Source organism: Stenotrophomonas sp. YJH_SMC_25 (genome assembly GCF_059369595.1).
Genome location: NZ_JCAFSV010000012.1, coordinates 40,799 through 57,935 on the forward strand (window position 1 = coordinate 40,799; position 17,137 = coordinate 57,935).

Consider the following 17,137-nt stretch of genomic DNA (forward strand, 5'->3'; position numbering starts at 1 on the left):
TTTGTGGAACAACGGGTTGGCGATCCACGATTTCCGCAAGGGGCCGGTTGTACGCATAATGACCGGTCCCAACCATCCGTCGACGAGGCACACCCGCATGGCCCGCATCATCGCCATCGCCAACCAGAAGGGTGGCGTCGGCAAGACCACGACCGCCGTCAACCTGGCCGCTTCCCTGGCCAACGCACCCAAGCGCGTGCTGTTGGTCGACCTGGACTCGCAGGGCAACGCGACCATGGGCAGCGGCGTGGACAAGCGTGAGCTGGCGGCCTCCACCTGCGATCTGCTGCTGGGCGAGAACAGCGCCGCCGATGTGCGCGTGCAGACCGCCGAAGGCTACGACCTGCTGCCGGGCAACATCGACCTGACCGCCGCCGAGATCCAGCTGATGGGCCAGAGCGAGCGCGAGCAGCGCCTGAAGCGCGCACTGGCGCCGATCCGCGACGAGTACGACTACATCCTGATCGATTGCCCGCCGGCGTTGTCGCTGCTGACGCTCAACGCGCTGGCCGCCGCCGATTCGGTGATCGTGCCGATGCAGTGCGAGTACTACGCACTGGAAGGCCTGAGCGCGCTGGTGGAAACCATCGAAGCGCTGCGCACCAGCCTGAACCCGGCGCTGGAGATCGAAGGCGTGCTGCGCACCATGTTCGACGTGCGCAACAACCTGGCCAACGCAGTGTCGGCCGAGCTCACCGAGCACTTCGGCGACCGCGTGTTCCGCACCATCGTGCCGCGCAACGTGCGCCTGGCCGAGGCGCCCAGCCATGGCCAGAGCATCGTCGGCTACGACCGCGCCTCGCGCGGTGGCGTGGCCTACCTGGGCCTGGCCGGCGAGATCATCCGCCGCAACAACGAACGCAACAAGGCCGCCAAGGCCGTGGAGACCGTCTGATGACCAGCAGCAAGCCGGCAGCCAAGAAGCGAGGCCTCGGCCGTGGCCTGGACGCGCTGCTGGGCCCGAAAGGCGCGGTCAGCCAGGTGCAGGCCACCACCGCGGTGATTGAGCCGCTGCCGGGTGAAGTGCTGCGCAAGTTGCCGGTCGGCCAGCTGCAGCCGGGCAAGTACCAGCCGCGCCGCGAGATGGACGAGGGCAAGCTCTCCGAGCTGGCCGACTCGATCAAGTCGCAGGGCGTGATCCAACCGATCCTGGTGCGCCAGCTGCCGGCAGGCAACTACGAAATCGTCGCCGGTGAGCGCCGCTGGCGCGCATCGCAGCTGGCCGGCCTGGACGAAGTGCCGGTGGTGGTGCGCGAGCTGGAAGACCGCACCGTCATCGCGATGGCGCTGATCGAGAACATCCAGCGCGAAGACCTCAACCCGCTGGAAGAAGCCGAGGCGCTGCAGCGCCTGATCAGCGAGTTCACCCTGACCCATGCCGAGGCCGCCGAGGCCGTCGGCCGCTCGCGCGCGGCGGTGTCCAACCTGCTGCGCCTGCTGGAGCTGCCGGTTGCGATCCGCTTGCTGCTGGAAACCCGCCGCCTGGAAATGGGCCACGCCCGCGCGCTGCTGACCCTGGCTCCCGAGCTGGCTGGCAAGCTGGCGCAGGAAGCTGCCGATGAAGGCTGGTCGGTGCGCGAGGTCGAGCGCCGTGCGCAGGCCTTCGCGGCCGGCAAGGTGCCGAGCAACCGCCCGGTGGCGACGCCGAAGGTGCAGCAGGCCGACATCGCCTCGCTGGAAACCGAACTGTCCGAAGCACTGGGTGCCAAGGTGGCGATCAACCACGGCCGGGGCGGCAAGGGCAAGCTGATCATCCACTACACCGACCTGGATACCCTGGACGGCGTGCTGGAAAAGCTGCGTACGCGCCAGGGCTGAGCCCGGCGCAGCGCCAGGGGGTGCGGCCTGTTCCCGCCGCGTCCTGCAGATGACAGGGAACGCACCGCCGCGCGTGCCGGGGATGCACTGCTCTCCGGTCCGTGGCCTCATCCAGGGAACAGGACATGAGCAACGAATACGAGGACGTCAGCCCGGACGGCACCCAGATACTGGTACATCGCCGCGAAAAGGACTTCGCGCCCGCCATCGGCGAAGAACAGCACATCGAGGCGATCAGCGCCCACCTCGAACGCCATCTGGGCCCGGTGTCCGGTGTCTTCCATGAAATCATCTCCGACCTGGTGCACATCGACGTGCACGTGGTGCCGGCCAATGACCACTGCCCGTACCTGCGCCTGGTCACCTCCGGCATGAGCGACCTGCCGATGACCGTGCCCGCCGAGGTGGACGCGGACGTGCCGCGCTACATGGAACTGATGGTGACCCTGCCGGCCGACTGGCCGATCTCCCAGGACGCCTTCGAGGACGAGCGCAATTACTGGCCGGTGCGCCTGCTGAAGGGCATGGCACGGTTGCCGCACGAGTACGACACCTGGCTGGGCTTCGGCCACACCATTCCCAACGGCCATCCCAGCGAGCCCTACGCGCCGGGCGTGGGTTTCGACGGTGCCATCGTGCTGTCGCCGGTGACCGCCCCGGAGGACTTCGCCACGCTGGCGCTGGAGGACGGCAGGACCATCAGCTTCATGAGCCTGGTTCCGCTGTACCCGGAAGAGATGGACCTGAAGCTGAGGAAGGGCGCCGAGGCGCTGCTCGACCGCTTCGATGCGAAGAACATCCAGGACGTGATCGAACCCGGCCGCAACAACGTGGCGAAGAAGCGTTTCGGTTTGTTCTGAGACCGGTAACATCAGGGGCCTGAACTTCGTTTCCAGGCCCCTGTCATGACCATCCTGCTCACCGGCGCTGCCGGCTTCATCGGTGCCTACACCGCCCGCGCGCTGCTGGAGGCCGGCCAGCCCGTGGTCGGCCTGGACAACTTCAACGACTACTATGACCCGCAGCTCAAGCGCGACCGCGTGGCTGCGCTGTGCCCGGCGCTGGACCTGCGCACCCTGGACCTGACCGACCAGCAGGGCCTGGCGGCACTGTTCGACGAGGTGAAGCCGACTGCGGTGATCCACCTGGCCGCGCAGGCCGGCGTGCGCTATTCGCTGGAAAACCCGCACGCCTACGTCGACAGCAACCTGGTCGGCTTCGTCAACATGCTCGAACTGTGCCGCCACCGTGGCGTGCAGCACCTGGTGTATGCCTCCAGCAGCTCGGTCTACGGTGATTCGGCCACGCCGCCGTTCTCCGAGGACCAGCGCGTGGACCAGCCGCGCTCGCTGTACGCGGCGACCAAAGCGGCCAACGAGCTGATGGCCTACACCTACGCGCAGCTGTACGGCCTGCATGCCACCGGCCTGCGCTTCTTCACCGTGTATGGCCCGTGGGGCCGGCCGGACATGGCACCGCTGCTGTTCTCGCGCGCGGTGCTGGCCGGGCGGCCGATCGACGTGTTCAACGAGGGCCGCATGCAGCGCGATTTCACACATGTCTCCGACATCGTGTCGGGTATCCTCGGCGCGCTCGCGCATCCGGCCGATGGTCCGGTACCGCACCGGGTGTTCAACCTCGGCAACCATACGCCGGTCGAGCTGGAGCGCTTCATCAGCGTGATCGAGCAGGCCGCCGGTCGCCCCGCGCAGAAGGTCTACAAGCCGATGCAGCCGGGCGACATGGTGCGCACGATGGCCGATACCCGGCGCGCCCATGACGCATTCGGCTTCGACGCGGTGACCCCGATCGAAGAAGGGTTGCCCCCCGTCGTGCAGTGGTGCCGCGAGTATTTTGGCGACCGCGCCTGAGGACGGATCCTCACACAGCCGGATTCATCTTCGGATAACCTCGGCTTCGGAGAATGCGCGGTCTTTGTCCCCCTTTGGCCGAGTGCCTTATGAGCCAACCCGAGCTTTCCGTTGTCGTCCCGGTGTTCAACGAACGCGACAACGTCGCCCCGCTGGTTGCCGAAATCACCGCTGCACTGCGTGGCCGGCTGCCGTTCGAGATCATCTACATCGACGATCACTCGCGCGATGACACCCTGGCGGTGCTGCAGGGGCTGAAGGCGACCACGCCGGAACTGCGGGTGCTGCACCACGTGGACCAGAGCGGGCAGAGCACCGCCGTGCGCACCGGCGTCAAGCACGCACGTGCGCCGTGGATCGCGACCCTGGATGGCGATGGCCAGAACGATCCGGCCGATATCCCCAAGCTGCTGGCCGCGCGCGATGCCGCCGAGGCGCAGGTGAAGCTGTTCGCCGGCTGGCGGGTCAACCGCCAGGACAGCGGCAGCAAGCGCTGGGCCAGCAAGTGGGCCAACGCCATCCGCGCACGCATGCTGCGCGACGATACGCCCGATACCGGCTGCGGCATCAAGCTGTTCGAGCGCAGCGCGTTCCTCGACCTGCCGTACTTCGACCACATGCACCGCTATCTGCCCGCGCTGATGCAGCGTGCCGGCTGGAAGACCACCAGCGTGCCGGTCAACCACCGCCACCGTACCGCCGGCGTGTCCAAGTACAACAACCTGGGCCGTGCACTGGTCGGCATCCGTGACCTGCGCGGCGTGGCGTGGCTGATCACCCGCAGCAAGCGCACCGCAGTGGAGGAGCGTTGATGGATCTGGAGCTGCACTGGCTCGACCAGCCGCTGACCTGGTTGTACTGGACCGGCCTGCATGTGACCGGCTGGAAGCTGATCGGCTATACCGGCGCGCTGATGTTCGGCGGCCGCTGGCTGGTCCAGTTCATCGCGTCCAAGCGTGCGGGCAAGCCGGTGATCCCGCGCCTGTTCTGGTACATGAGCGTGGTCGGCAGCCTGATGACGCTGAGCTACTTCCTGTTCTCGGCCAAGCAGGACTCGGTAGGCGTGCTGCAGAACCTGTTCCCGGCATTCACCGCGCTGTACAGCCTGCAGCTGGACATCAAGCACCGGGGCTGGAAGCGGGACAAGGCCAGCCATTGAGGCTGCGCCGGGATGCGGGCTGCCGTGGGTAGAGTCGACTGTCAGTCGACTTTCGCGCGGAGCGCGGGGTTTGCTGCATATGGCGGAAGAGCAGCCGACTGACAGTCGGCTCTACCACGCGCCTTCGGCGCTGGGGCCCCGGCCTGCGGCCGGGGCCCGGTCCTGCCTGCTGCGCAGGCAGGACCTTCGTCCCATGCCACGGGCCGTGGGCGGTGCCATCATCGGGGTCTGCCTTCCCGGGAACTTGTGCTCGTGAAAACCCGTCTTGCCGTTGCCCTGCTGATTGCCCTGTCCGCGCCCGCCGTGGCCCTGGCCGCGCCGCCCGCCGCCGCCGCGCCGGCCAGCGTCGCTACCGAATCGCCCGCCGATGCCGCCTTCCGCGCGCTGTACGAGAAGGAATGGAAGTGGCGCCAGCAGGGCGGCGGCGAGGCCAGCGAGGACGAAGACGCGCCGGCCAATGCCACCCGCATGCCCGATGTCGGCCCGGCCGCGCAGCAGGCGCGCCTGAAGGTGTGGGACGAGACCCTCGCCGCGCTGAAGAAGATCGACCCGAAGACCCTGTCGCCCGACAACCAGGTCAACTACGCGATCTACCACGACCAGGTGTTCAACCTGGCCGAAGAGACGCGCCTGCGCGGCTACGAGATGCCGTTCAACGCCGACTCCTCGTTCTGGTCCAACCTGTCCTTCATGGCCCGGCGCGAGATGAAGACCGTGCAGGACTACCAGAACTACATCGCACGGCTGAACGATGTGCCGCGTTACTTCGGCCAGCAGACCGAGAACATGCGTGCCGGCCTGAAGCGTGGCTTCAGCGTGCCGCGTGCCGTGCTCGATGGCCGCGAAGTGTCCATCGCCACCGTCGCCGAGCTGAAGGACCCGACCGGATCGCCGTTGTACGCGCCGTTCAAGAAACTGCCCACCACCATCCCGGCCGCCGAGCAGGCCAGGCTGCAGGCGCAGGCGCGTGAAGCGATCAGCGGCAAGGTGGTGCCGGCGTTCCAGCAGCTGCGCACCTTCTTCGTCAACGAGTACGTGCCGCAGGCGCGCACCACCCTGGCCGCCGAAGCGATGCCTGATGGCAAGGCGTACTACAAGCAGCAGATCCACGAATACACAACGCTGGACCTGTCGCCGGACGAGATCCATCGCATCGGCCTGGATGAAGTCGCACGCATCCAGAAGGAAATGAACGACATCATCAAGCAGGTGAAGTTCAAGGGCAGCTTCGCCGAGTTCCTGACCTTCCTGCGTACCGATCCGCAGTTCTATGCCAGGACGCCGGAAGAGCTGCTGTCGCGTGCCGCGTGGATCTCCAAGCGCGCCGATGGCCAGCTGGGCAAATACATGACGCTGCCGCGCGCGCGCTTCACCATCGTGCCGGTGCCGCCGGATATCGCGCCGTTCTGGACCGCCGGCCGTGGTGGCATGGGCACCTACTGGCTCAATACCTACAACCTGCCGTCGCGCCCGCTGTACAACCTGCCGGCACTGACGCTGCATGAGTCCGATCCGGGCCACGCGCTGCAGGGCGCGATCGCCGCCGAACAGAAGAACCTGCCCGAGTTCCGCCGCAACGCCTACATCTCCGCCTATGGCGAAGGCTGGGCGCTGTACTGCGAGAAGCTGGGCGTGGAGATGGGCATCTACGAAACCCCGTACGAGGATTTCGGCCGCCTGACCTATGAGATGTGGCGCGCCGCGCGCCTGGTGATCGACACCGGCGTGCACAGCAAGGGCTGGACCCGCGAGCAGGCGCTGGCCTACCTGCGTGACCACACCGCGCTGAGCGAGCATGAAGTGACCACCGAAGTGGACCGCTACATCTCCTGGCCGGGCCAGGCACTGAGCTACAAGCTGGGCGAGATCGCCATCGTGCGCCTGCGCGCGCAGGCCGAGAAGGAACTGGGCGACAAGTTCGACATCAAGGGCTTCCACGACACCCTGCTCAAGCAGGGCTCGGTGCCGCTGCCGGTGCTGGAACAGCAGATCCAAGCCTACATCGCCGAGCGCAAGAAGGCCTGACCGCTACCGGGTAGTGCCGGCCGCTGGCCGGCAATCCGACCCGGTCACGGGGTTGGATCCCTTTCCCAAGGAAAGGGCTCCGACCCCCTCTCAGCTCACCCCACCGCCCGCGGCTTGGCCACTCGTGCAGCAAAGGTCGGCAGCACCAGCAGGGTCAGCACGGTGGCGGTGATCAGGCCACCGATCACCACCGTCGCCAACGGCTTCTGCACTTCCGCACCGGAACCGCTGGCAATCGCCATCGGAATGAAGCCGACGATCGCCACCAGCGCCGTGGTCAGCACCGCGCGGATGCGGCTGGAGGCACCGTTGATCGCTGCCTGCAGCGGCAGGTCACCGGCATCCAGGCGTTCGCGGATCGCCTGCATCAGCACCAGGCCGTTCAAGGTGGCCACGCCGGAGACGGCGATGAAGCCGACCGCCGCCGACACCGAGAACGGCATGCCCCGCAGCAGCAGCGCGAGGATGCCGCCGACCAGCGCCAACGGCACGCAGCTGAACACCAGAATGGCTTCCTTGCCGCTGCGCAGGGCCATGAACAGCAGGCTACCGATCAGCAGGAACACCACCGGCACTACCGTCGCCAGCCGCTTCTCCGCGCGCTGCAGGTTCTCGAACTGGCCACCCCAGGTCAGGTAGGCACCCGGCGGCAGTGCCACGTCGGCCACCGCTGCCTGCGCCTCGCCGACGAAGCCGCCCAGATCGCGACCGCGCACGTTGGCCTGCACCACCACGCGGCGGCTGCCGTTGTTGCGGCTGATCTGGTTCGGCCCTTCGCTCACCGTGATGCGCGCCACTGACGACAGCGGAATCACCAGCCCCGAAGGCGTGGCGATCGGCAGCGAGGCCAGCTGGTCCGGATCGTTGCGCGAGGCATCGTCCAGGCGCACCACCACGTTGAAGCGGCGATCACCTTCGAAGATCTTGCCGGCCGCCGTGCCGCCAATGCCGGTGGACAGTGCATCACTGACGTCTGCGGCAGTCAGGCCGTACTGCGCCGCCGCCACGTGGTCGATCGCCACGTTGAGCGTAGGCAGGCCGGAGATCTGTTCCACCCGCACGTCGGCCGCGCCGTTCACCGCACGCAGCTTCAGCGCCACCTGGTCGGCCACCTTCTGCAGCTGGCTGAAGTCATCGCCGAAGATCATCACCGCCAGGTCGGTACGCACGCCGGAAATCAGCTCGTTGAAGCGCAGTTCGATCGGCTGGCTGAACTCGAAGCTGTTGCCCAGCTGCTGCCCGGCCAGCTTTTCGAAGCGCGCCACCAGTGCGTCCTTGGCCAGCTTCGGATCGGGCCAGTCCTTGCGCGGCTTCAGCACGATCACGCTGTCGGAGATGTTGGTCGGCATCGGGTCGATGGCCGCCTCGGCGGTACCGGTACGCGAGAATACGGTTTCCACTTCCGGCTGCTTGGCGATCGCTTTCTCCAGCGCGAGCTGCATCGCCAGCGACTGCTCCAGTGAGGTCGACGGCACGCGCAGGGCCTGCATCGCCACGTTGCCTTCGTCCAGCGTCGGCATGAACTCGCGGCCCAGCAGCGAGAACGCGCCGATGCCCACCACCACCATCATCACCGCAGCTGCCAGCACCGTGCGCGGATGTGCCACGGCCTTGCGCACCACCGGTTCGATGCGCGCACGCAGCACGCGGATCAGCCTGGTCTCGTGCTCGCCATCTTCGGCATGCGTATCGCCGTCCTTTACCTTCGGCTCGCGCACCAGCAGCGCGGCCATCGCCGGCACGAAGGTGAAGGAGAACAGGAAGGCACCGACCAGGGCCAGCATGAAGGTCGCTGCCATCGGGTGGAACGTCTTGCCCTCCACACCTTCCAGCGTGAGGATCGGCGCGAACACCAGCAGGATGATCAACTGTCCGAACGCAGCTGGACGCGCCATCTTCATCGCCGAATCGGCAGCCACGCGCAGCCGCTCCATCGCGGTCAACGCACGGCCCAGTTCGGCGCGGCGCTGGCCCAGCATCAGCAGGGTCGATTCGACCACGATCACCGCACCGTCCACCAGGATGCCAAAGTCCAGCGCACCCAGGCTCATCAGGTTGCCGCTGATCCCGAAGCGGTTCATGCCGATTACTGCGAACAGGAACGACAGCGGAATCACCAGCGCGGTGATCGTCGCTGCACGCAGGTTGCCCAGCAGCAGGAACAGCACCACCACCACCAGCAGCGCGCCCTCGGTGAGGTTCCTGGCCACGGTCTTGATGGTGGAATTGACCAGCACGCTGCGGTCCAGCACCGGCGCGGCCACAATGTCGGCCGGCAGCGATTTGTTCACCTGTTCCAGGCGCGCCGCAGCGGCCTGCGCCACGGTGCGGCTGTTGCCGCCGGCAATCATCAGCGCGGTACCCAGTACGGCTTCATGGCCGTTGCGGCTGGCCGCACCCAGGCGCGGCGCGCGGCTCAGCTCGACCTCGGCCACATCGGCCACGCGCACCACCACGCCATTGCGGGTCGCCACCGGGGCCTGTGCCAGATCCTCGGTGGTCAGCGCCAGGCCATCGGCACGCACCACCAGTCCTTCGCCGGCGCGCTGCACGAAACCGGCACCGGCCTGCACGTTGGAACGCTGCAGGGCGGTGACCAGATCGGCCAGGCCGAGGCCGTGCGCGGCCAACCGGGCGCTGTCCGGATGCACGCCATATTCCTTGACGTAGCCACCGACCGTATCGACGCCGGCCAGCCCCGGGCTGGAACGCATCTGCGGCGCGATGATCCAGTCCTGCACGGTGCGCAGGTAGGTCGCACGTTCTTCCGGTGTACGCAGCAGATTGCCTTCCGGCGTGCGGTAGACCTCGCCGGCCTGCCAGCCGGCTTCACCCGGCTTGGCCAGCCTGGCCGGATCGAACGCGGTGAAGTCCACGGTCCACATCAGCACCTCGCCGAGGCCGGTGGTGACCGGCGACAGCATCGGCGACGCGCCATCGGGCAGGTCTTCCGATGCCTCGCGCATGCGTTCGGCCACCTGCTGGCGGGCGAAGTAGATGTCGGTGGCATCGGTGAAGATCGCGGTCACCTGCGAGAAGCCATTGCGCGACAGTGAACGCGTGGTGGTCAGGCCGGGGATGCCGGCCAGCGCGGTTTCCAGCGGGTAGGTCACCTGCCGCTCGATCTGCTCCGGGGTCAGCGCCGGTGCCACCGTGTTGATCTGCACCTGGCGGTTGGTGATGTCCGGCACCGCGTCGATCGGCAGCTTGCCCAGCTGGAACAGGCCCACCGCGGCGATCAGCGCCGCCATGAACACCACCAGCCAGCGGTGGCGCACCGCTGTTTCAATGATCAGCTTGAACATGGTCGCCTCCTCAGTGGCCGTGCTCGGCTTCGCCCTTGGCCAGCTCGGCCTTGAGCAGGAAGGCGTTGCTGCCAACGATGCGCTCGCTGCCGGTCAGGCCACCGAGGATCTCGATGCGGTCACCGGCACGGCGCCCAGCCAGCACCGGCTGCGCCTTGAAGCCGCCTTCGACGGCGACGAACACCGCGCTGCTGCCATCGACGTTCTGCACTGCATCGGCCGGGACGCTGAGCGAGCCGTCCTGGCCTTCGGTGACCACCACGGCCGATACCGGCGAACCGGCCGGCGGCAGCGACGCATCCACCGGCGTGGCACGGATCACCGCGACGCCGCCCTGCTGGCGCACATCGGCAGCCGAACCGGTGACGGTGGCGGTGAAGCTGCCACCCGGCACGCTGACTTCCAGCTTCATACCGGGCGTGACCTGCGCGGCCAGCGCAGGCGGTGCGGTGAACACCAGCTCGTTCATCGTCGGGTCGGCGACGTCGGCCACCGCGCTGCCGGCGGCGACCACGCCGCCCGGGGTGACCTGCACGTTGCCGACGATGCCGGCCACCGGGCTGGTGATGCGCACGCGACCGCTGGCATCGGGCGCACCGTTGGCGGCGGCCTGGGCCTGCGCGGCAGCAGCCTGGGCCTGTGCCGCCAGCGAACGTGCGCGCGAGGCTTCCATCTCCTGGCGGGCGACCACGCCCTGGTCGACCAGCGCCTTGTCGCGGCCATAGGCCAGACGCGCGGCCTCGGCTTCGGCCGCTGCGGCCAGCGCATTGGCGCGGAACACCGCCGCTTCGCCGCTGACCACGATCGCCAGCGCCTGGTTCTGCTTCACCGCGGTGCCCGGCGCGACCAGCACGCGCTCGACGCGGCCGGTCACGGTCGACGCCACCGAGGCGCGTGCGCCGACCGACGGTTCGACCCGGCCGGACAGGCGCGTGGAACCACCGCCACCGCGACCGATCGCGACCACTTCGATACCGGAGGCCTTGATCTGCTCCGGGGTCAGCTGCACCACGCCTTCGTCGGCGTCAGCAGGCGCCTTCGCGGTTTCTGTCTTGGCTTCCTTGCTGCCGGCGGCATGGCCGTGGCCATCGTCGGTGCCGGCCTTGGCCGCAGCGGGGTTTTCATTGGCAGGCGTCTGCGCGTTGCCGGCGCAGCCAGCCAGCAGGACGGTCAGCAGCACGCCGCCGATCAGCGGGAAAGTACGGGAGAGAGTCATGGAGCCTCCACAAAGGGTGCGCGCCCTTCCAGGCGGGCAAGATCGATTTCCGCGGCGACGCGCGACAGGCGCGCATCCACGGCGGTGCCGCGGGCGGCGATGAGGGCGCTGCGCGTGCTGCGCAGTTCCAGCTGCGAGATGCGTCCGGCGTCGAAGCCAATGCGGGCCAGGCGATACGCCTCTTCGGCGGCGACCACGCTTTCATCGGCGGCGCGGGTACGGCTGCTGGCGGCCTTCAACCCGGCCACCGCAGAGAGGCGCTCGGCCTCGCTGTCGCGGCGCTGCTGGTCCAGGCGTGCTTCGGCCGCGCGCTGGTCGGCATTGGCGGCGCGGATGCCACCGCGGTTGCGGTCGAACAGCGGGATGCTGAGGCTGACCCCGAGGTTGTAGGCACGCTCGCCGCCTTCGCGGAAGCGGGTCTGCGCGGCGGTGACACTGAGGTCGGGCAGGGCACGCTTGCGCTCCACCTCGACCAGCTTGCCCGCCGCATCGGCTTCGGCTTCGGCGATGCGCACCGCCAGTGCCACGTCGGTGGCGCCACGCGGTAGCGGCGGCGCACGGTCGAGCAGGCTGTCGTTGATCGACTGCACCGGTGCATCCAGCAGTGCGGCACCGGCCAGGCGGGCCAGCGCGGCATCGCGGAACGCCTGCGCTTCATCCAGCGCGGCGCTGGCGTTGGCCACCTCGCTCTGCGCCTGCACCGCGCGCAGCTGCGGCTCGCGGCCCTGCTTGACCATCGCGTTGACGGCGTTGGCGTCAGCGCGGGTGAGAGTCAGTGCTTCTTCGGCCAGGGTGTAGCGGCGCAGTGCACTTTCCGCCTGTGCATAGACCACCGCCAGCTGGCTGGCCACGTCGCTGCGGCTTTGCGCGCCACGCAGGTTGGCCGCCTGTGCTTCGGCGCGGGCCGCACGGAAGCGCGCGCCGCGCTGGCCCCAGACCTCCAGCGGCTGGGACAAGGTGAGCACGGTATCGGCCTTGCCCATGCCGCCATAGGAGCCGGTGCCCCAGGCGTTCTCGGCGGAGTAGGAGAGGGAAGGGTTGGGCAACGCACGGGCCTGGTCGGCGCGCGCGTCGGCGGCCTCGGCCAGCGCCGCACCGACGCGGGTGCCGGGCAGCTGGTCCAGGCGTTCAAGCAGGGTGTCGTAGGAAGGGGCGGCTTGTGCCGACGCCTGCATTGCCGGGGCCAGGCCCAGCAACGCGGCGACGACCAGCCCGGCCGCGCGCGGCGACCGAGGTGTCAGGATCGACATAGGGGGATTCCGGTTGTGAGTGAAACGGGAGCCCGCAATCGCGGGACGCGCTCAACTCACGCCCGGGGGGGACGCGTCAATTCATCCTGGGCGACCGCATAGGTCGCCGCGTCGCCGGCATTCATCCAGCGCGCCGGCAGTGGCGCACCGAAGGCGGCGAGGGTACTGGCCGGCAGGCTCAGGTTGGAGTGGTGGCAGTGGTTGTGGCCACAGGCACCGACATGCTTGCCGTCGGCATCGCCATCGGCATCCGGTGCGGACTCCACATGCACCGTGCTGGCGTGCGGTTCTACCGTGCAGGCCAGCGCGTCGGCCACCGGCACGACCACGAATGCCGCCATCAGCAGCATCATCAGGTACGTACGCAGTTGGCGGGTGATCCGGCGCATGGAAGGGAGGCTAGCAAGCGGTTTTCGCCGGATACAATATCAATGGTCAGTTCGGGAATTCGTCGGAATCTCCCGTTCAGGTGGGCCGGGCGCGGGGTCGGATCCCTTTCCGCCGGAAAGGGCTCTGACCCCGACACCTTGCTGCCGGCCAGCGGCCGGCACTACCGGTCTGCAGGCAACTTCGCGATCACCTTGATCTCGAACTGGAACCCATACAGCCAGGTCACGCCAATACCGGTCAGGGTCGGGTGCGGCGCCTCGCCCCAGTACTCGGGCACGATCACCCAGGCCTTCTCGAAGTTCTCTTCCGGATCGACCAGAAATACAGTCACATCGATCACGTCATCGAACGTGCAGCCGGCGGCGGCCAGCACCGCATTGAGATTCTCGAACGCGCGGCGCACTTGGATTTCGAAATCCGGCTCGGGTGAGCCGTCCTCGCGGCTGCCGACCTGGCCGGAGACGAACAGGAAGCCATTGGATCGGATCGCCGGCGAGTAGCGGTTGCGCTCGTACAGGGCCTGGCGGCCGGCGGGGAAAACGACATCACGCTGTGACATGGGGAAGATCCCGTGGGAGAGAACGCCATCCTCCGCGCCAGTTCTGTCTGGATAAACCGCGATGATCGGCCTAGATTGATTGCCAATCCCAAACAATCATGGCCCGCCATGGACCGTTTCGAGGCGATGCGGGCGTTTGCCCGCGTGGTGGAAACCGGCAGCTTCACCCGCGCCGCACACACGCTGCAGATAAGCCGCACTACGGTCACCCAGCTGGTGCAGCAGCTGGAGGCGCACCTGCGGCTGCGCCTGCTCAACCGCACCACGCGCCGGGTCAGCGTCACCGCCGACGGCGCGGCCTACTACCCGCGCATCGCCCGCCTGCTGGCCGAGCTGGAAGAAGTGGAGGGCGGGCTGGGCGACGCGGCCAACCAGCCACGCGGGCGGCTGCGCGTGGATGTGCCCGGGCCGTACGCGCGGTTGCGGCTGGTGCCGGCGTTGCCGGATTTCCAGGCGCGCTACCCGGAGATCCAGCTGGACATCGGCGTCAGCGACCGCGAGGTCGACGTCATCGCAGACAACGTCGATTGCGTGATCCGGGGTGGCACCCCGGCCGACCCGGCACTGGTGGCGCGACCGCTCGGCGCGCTGCCGATCGGTTTCCACGCCAGTCCGGGCTATGTGCAGCGCTTCGGCCTGCCGACCGACCCGCGCGCGCTGGAAGGACCCGACCACCACATGGTCGGCTTCCTCAGCCCGCGCAGTGGCCGGGCGCGGGTGTTCAGCGCACAGCGCGGCGATGAGCGCGTTGAGGTGCAGGGCCGCTATACGGTCGGCTTCGATGATGGAAACGCCTATCTGGCCGCTGCGTTGGCGGGGTTGGGCGTGGTGGCGCTGCCCAGCTACATGGCCGAGCCGCACATGGCGCGCGGCGAGCTGCTGCCGGTGTTGCAGGACTGGCAGCTGCCGCCGATGCCGATGCATGTGATGTTCCCGCCGAACCGGCACATGAGCCAGCGGCTGCGGGTGTTCATCGATTGGGTGGTGGAAGCGTTGGGGTGAGTGCATCGGTCGCGTGCGAGAATCGGCGTGCACGTACTGGAGAACGCACACCCTGATGAGCCGCATCGTTGCACTGGATACCGAAACCACCGGCATCTCCCACCGCCTGGGGCACCGGGTGATCGAAATCGGTGCCGTCGAACTGATCGATGGCCAGCTCACCGGCCGCCAGTTCCACACCTACCTGCAGCCGCAGCGCAAGGTGGATTGGGGCGCACAGCGCGTGCACGGCATCAGCGATGCGATGCTGGTGGGCAAGCCGCTGTTCTCCAGCAAGGCGGCCGAACTGCTGGAGTTCCTGCGCGGCAGCGAGATGGTCGCGCACAACGCTACCTTCGATGTGGGCTTCCTGGACAACGAGCTGCGCCTGTCCGGCATCCCCGGCACGCTGGCCCAGCACTGCCGCATCACCTGCAGCCTGAAGCTTGCGCGGGGACGCTGGCCGGGTCAGGGCAACAAGCTGGATGATGTGCTGCAGCGCCTGCGCATTCCCAGCCAGCGCGGCCTGCATGGCGCGTTGAAGGATGCGCACCTGCTGGCGCAGGTGATTCCGCACCTGCGCTGACGCCTGGCCGCTGTCACACCGGCCGCAACCATCGCTCGATCATTGCAACGCCACAGGCCACCCCGTCCTCATGGCGCATCGCCACGCCCAGGGCCGCCGCGCGTGCGCGTGTTGCGTCGGTTTCAACGAAGGTGATGGCTGCCGCCAGCGTTGCTGCGTCCAGTCGCTTCGCTGACAGCGGCGCCGGTGCCACCCGCAACCGATACAGACGATCAGCCCAGAAGAACTGATCGGCGGCGAACGGCATCACCAGCGAGGGAATGCCGGCGCGGCAGGCCGAATGCGTGGTGCCGCTGCCACCGTGGTGGATGGCGAATGCGCAACGCGGGAACAGCGCTTCGTGTGGAGTCGGCTCCAGTACGAAGACCGAATCGGGCAAGCGCATCGCAGGCAGTCCCACCCAGCCAGGAAACAGCAGCACCCGGCGTGGCGCCAGCGCCTGCAGCAGGGCCGGCAACACGCGCTCGCGATCAAAGCCGGTCATGCTGCCGAAGCCCAGATACACCGGCGCCGGGCCGGCATCGAGGAAGGCCTGCAGATCGGTCGGGAGTATCCAGGGCGCATCGGGAAGGCGCCATTGGCCGCAGACGATGTGGTCGGCCGGCCAATCCGCAGGTGGCGGCAGCAGCTGCGGCGAGATGCCATAGAGCATCGGCAGGCCGGGCCACAGCGAGCGGCGCGGCGATTGCCCCAGCTGCTTGCGGGCTGCGTTGATCGGCCGACGGAACTGGCGCCAGATCAGGCCGTTGACCAGCCCGTAGCTGGCCCGGTTCAACCAGCCCGGCGAGCGTCCGGGTGGCAGGAACGGAGAGCGGAAGGCTCGCGTCGGGGTCAGCGGAATCATGCCGGTGCCGATGACCGGCAGTCCGCGGCGTTCGCCCACGCTCATGCCGACAAAGGCCGCCAGGCCACCGGTCAGAATCGCATCGCAGCCTTCGGCAGCGGCATCGGCCTGGCGCATCCAGCCGCTGACATGCTGCAGCGCCATCCGTGCCAGCCCGCTACTGGCGGCGGCAACACCGTTGCCACGCGAGACCAGCGCGACCACTTCGTCATGGATGTCACCTTCAAGAGCCGCATGGGGCACATCCAGTGCCTGCGCGCTGCCCAGGGTGCCGCCATCGGCAAGCAGTGCCACCTCGTGGCCTGCGCCGATCAGCCCATGGCAGAGCATGGCCAGGGGACGCGTATCGCCTTCGGTTCCGTAGGTCAGGGCCAGCAGCCGCATGGAAAGCTCCGCAGTGAACCGGAGCAGTATGCCGGTTGGCGGGCTCCCGGCCCTGCCGGTTCAGCCGCAGCCTGTGGGTAACTTGCGCAAGTGCTTGAACCCGTGCATAATGCGCGGCTCGCTGTGTCCGGTTTTCTACCGGGCGGCGCCCCCGGGAGCACGTCCCCGGCCGCCCAACGCCAGCGTAACCCTTTGATTCTCTTGACGTGTGGTGGGCAACCATCGAGGCCGCCGTCTCCCGGGCTACGGGCTGACAACTACTACTATCGAGGTGCGCAATGTCCCGCGTATGCCAGGTTTCCGGCAAGCGAGTGCAGACGGGTAACAACGTCTCGCACGCCAACAACAAGACCCGTCGTCGTTTCCTGCCGAATCTGCACGAGCGCCGTTTCTGGGTGGCCAGCGAGAACCGCTGGGTCAAGCTTCGTGTTTCCGCGCATGCACTGCGCACCATCGACAAGAACGGCATTGATTCCGTTCTGGCTGAGCTGCGTGCGCGCGGCGAAAAGGTCTGAGGAGTAAAGCATCATGGCAGGCAAGCGCGATAAGGTCCGTATGATTTCCTCGGCCGGTACCGGCCACTTCTACACGACCGACAAGAACAAGAAGAACACCCCGGGGAAGATGGAATTCCTGAAGTACGATCCGGTCGTGCGCAAGCACGTCCTGTACAAGGAAGGCAAGATCAAGTAATCCGCAAGGATTGCTGGTCCCCGCGAAGAAACCCGCCCTTGTGGCGGGTTTTTTCA

At 67.7% G+C, this 17,137-nt stretch carries 17 protein-coding genes; 11 read left to right on the forward strand and 6 right to left on the reverse strand.

Annotated features, from left to right (window positions below):
• Window positions 1-97 precede the first annotated feature (97 nt).
• The 7 genes from AC5P7E_RS16120 (at window position 98) to AC5P7E_RS16150 (ending at window position 6,873) form a co-directional block, all read left to right on the forward strand.
• On the forward strand, window positions 98-895 hold the full coding sequence (locus tag AC5P7E_RS16120; protein ID WP_005411653.1) for a ParA family protein: 798 nt from the start codon (window positions 98-100) through the stop codon (window positions 893-895).
• Window positions 895-1,818 carry a ParB/RepB/Spo0J family partition protein gene (locus tag AC5P7E_RS16125; protein WP_005411652.1) on the forward strand — a complete coding sequence of 308 codons (924 nt, stop codon included), beginning with the start codon at window positions 895-897 and terminating at the stop codon, window positions 1,816-1,818. Before AC5P7E_RS16120 ends, AC5P7E_RS16125 begins: the two co-directional genes overlap by 1 nt.
• A gap of 125 nt (window positions 1,819-1,943) precedes the next feature.
• Complete coding sequence (locus tag AC5P7E_RS16130; RefSeq protein WP_049419294.1) at window positions 1,944-2,678, forward strand: suppressor of fused domain protein; 735 nt, start codon at window positions 1,944-1,946, stop codon at window positions 2,676-2,678.
• A 45-nt stretch (window positions 2,679-2,723) separates the two neighbouring features.
• Complete coding sequence (locus tag AC5P7E_RS16135) at window positions 2,724-3,689, forward strand: NAD-dependent epimerase/dehydratase family protein (RefSeq protein ID WP_049419295.1); 966 nt, start codon at window positions 2,724-2,726, stop codon at window positions 3,687-3,689.
• Window positions 3,690-3,778: 89 nt separating this feature from the next.
• The gene (locus AC5P7E_RS16140) at window positions 3,779-4,501 is read left to right on the forward strand and encodes a glycosyltransferase family 2 protein (RefSeq protein WP_012481630.1); all 723 of its coding nucleotides are present in this window, start codon (window positions 3,779-3,781) and stop codon (window positions 4,499-4,501) included.
• Window positions 4,501-4,848: a lipid-A-disaccharide synthase N-terminal domain-containing protein gene (locus tag AC5P7E_RS16145; protein ID WP_005414908.1), complete on the forward strand. Its 348-nt coding sequence runs from the start codon at window positions 4,501-4,503 to the stop codon at window positions 4,846-4,848. Before AC5P7E_RS16140 ends, AC5P7E_RS16145 begins: the two co-directional genes overlap by 1 nt.
• A 252-nt stretch (window positions 4,849-5,100) precedes the next feature.
• Entirely contained in the window at window positions 5,101-6,873 is a 1,773-nt protein-coding gene (locus tag AC5P7E_RS16150; RefSeq protein WP_111118201.1) for a DUF885 domain-containing protein, read from the forward strand.
• Window positions 6,874-6,968: 95 nt separating this feature from the next.
• Here the strand turns inward: AC5P7E_RS16150 and AC5P7E_RS16155 are convergent, their stop codons facing one another.
• From AC5P7E_RS16155 to AC5P7E_RS16175, 5 genes are all read right to left on the reverse strand, one after another.
• The gene (locus AC5P7E_RS16155; RefSeq protein WP_114618977.1) at window positions 6,969-10,178 is read right to left on the reverse strand and encodes an efflux RND transporter permease subunit; all 3,210 of its coding nucleotides are present in this window, start codon (window positions 10,176-10,178) and stop codon (window positions 6,969-6,971) included.
• 10 nt (window positions 10,179-10,188) lie between these two features.
• Window positions 10,189-11,394, reverse strand: a complete 1,206-nt coding sequence (locus tag AC5P7E_RS16160; protein WP_099473889.1) for an efflux RND transporter periplasmic adaptor subunit — start codon at window positions 11,392-11,394, stop codon at window positions 10,189-10,191.
• Window positions 11,391-12,644 carry a TolC family protein gene (locus AC5P7E_RS16165; protein WP_099473887.1) on the reverse strand — a complete coding sequence of 418 codons (1,254 nt, stop codon included), beginning with the start codon at window positions 12,642-12,644 and terminating at the stop codon, window positions 11,391-11,393. Before AC5P7E_RS16165 ends, AC5P7E_RS16160 begins: the two co-directional genes overlap by 4 nt.
• A gap of 56 nt (window positions 12,645-12,700) precedes the next feature.
• A complete protein-coding gene (locus tag AC5P7E_RS16170; protein ID WP_099473884.1) occupies window positions 12,701-13,033 on the reverse strand; it encodes a hypothetical protein in 333 nt (110 codons plus the stop codon).
• 161 nt (window positions 13,034-13,194) lie between these two features.
• Complete coding sequence (locus AC5P7E_RS16175; RefSeq protein ID WP_329761708.1) at window positions 13,195-13,593, reverse strand: RidA family protein; 399 nt, start codon at window positions 13,591-13,593, stop codon at window positions 13,195-13,197.
• 108 nt (window positions 13,594-13,701) lie between these two features.
• Here AC5P7E_RS16175 and AC5P7E_RS16180 point away from each other — a divergent pair, with 108 nt between their 5' ends.
• Window positions 13,702-14,595: a LysR family transcriptional regulator gene (locus tag AC5P7E_RS16180; protein ID WP_099473882.1), complete on the forward strand. Its 894-nt coding sequence runs from the start codon at window positions 13,702-13,704 to the stop codon at window positions 14,593-14,595.
• Between the two features lie 55 nt (window positions 14,596-14,650).
• Window positions 14,651-15,160, forward strand: coding sequence for a DNA polymerase III subunit epsilon (gene dnaQ / locus AC5P7E_RS16185; RefSeq protein ID WP_005411640.1), 510 nt, complete (start codon window positions 14,651-14,653; stop codon window positions 15,158-15,160).
• A gap of 13 nt (window positions 15,161-15,173) precedes the next feature.
• Here dnaQ and AC5P7E_RS16190 read toward each other — a convergent pair whose 3' ends face one another.
• Window positions 15,174-16,388, reverse strand: a complete 1,215-nt coding sequence (locus AC5P7E_RS16190; RefSeq protein WP_099473879.1) for a nucleotide disphospho-sugar-binding domain-containing protein — start codon at window positions 16,386-16,388, stop codon at window positions 15,174-15,176.
• A 278-nt stretch (window positions 16,389-16,666) separates the two neighbouring features.
• Between AC5P7E_RS16190 and rpmB the strand changes: the two genes are divergently transcribed.
• Together rpmB and rpmG are read left to right on the forward strand one after the other, a co-directional pair.
• A complete protein-coding gene (gene rpmB, locus AC5P7E_RS16195; RefSeq protein WP_005411638.1) occupies window positions 16,667-16,903 on the forward strand; it encodes a 50S ribosomal protein L28 in 237 nt (78 codons plus the stop codon).
• A 10-nt stretch (window positions 16,904-16,913) separates the two neighbouring features.
• Entirely contained in the window at window positions 16,914-17,081 is a 168-nt protein-coding gene (gene rpmG / locus AC5P7E_RS16200) for a 50S ribosomal protein L33 (protein WP_169411268.1), read from the forward strand.
• Window positions 17,082-17,137 lie beyond the last annotated feature (56 nt).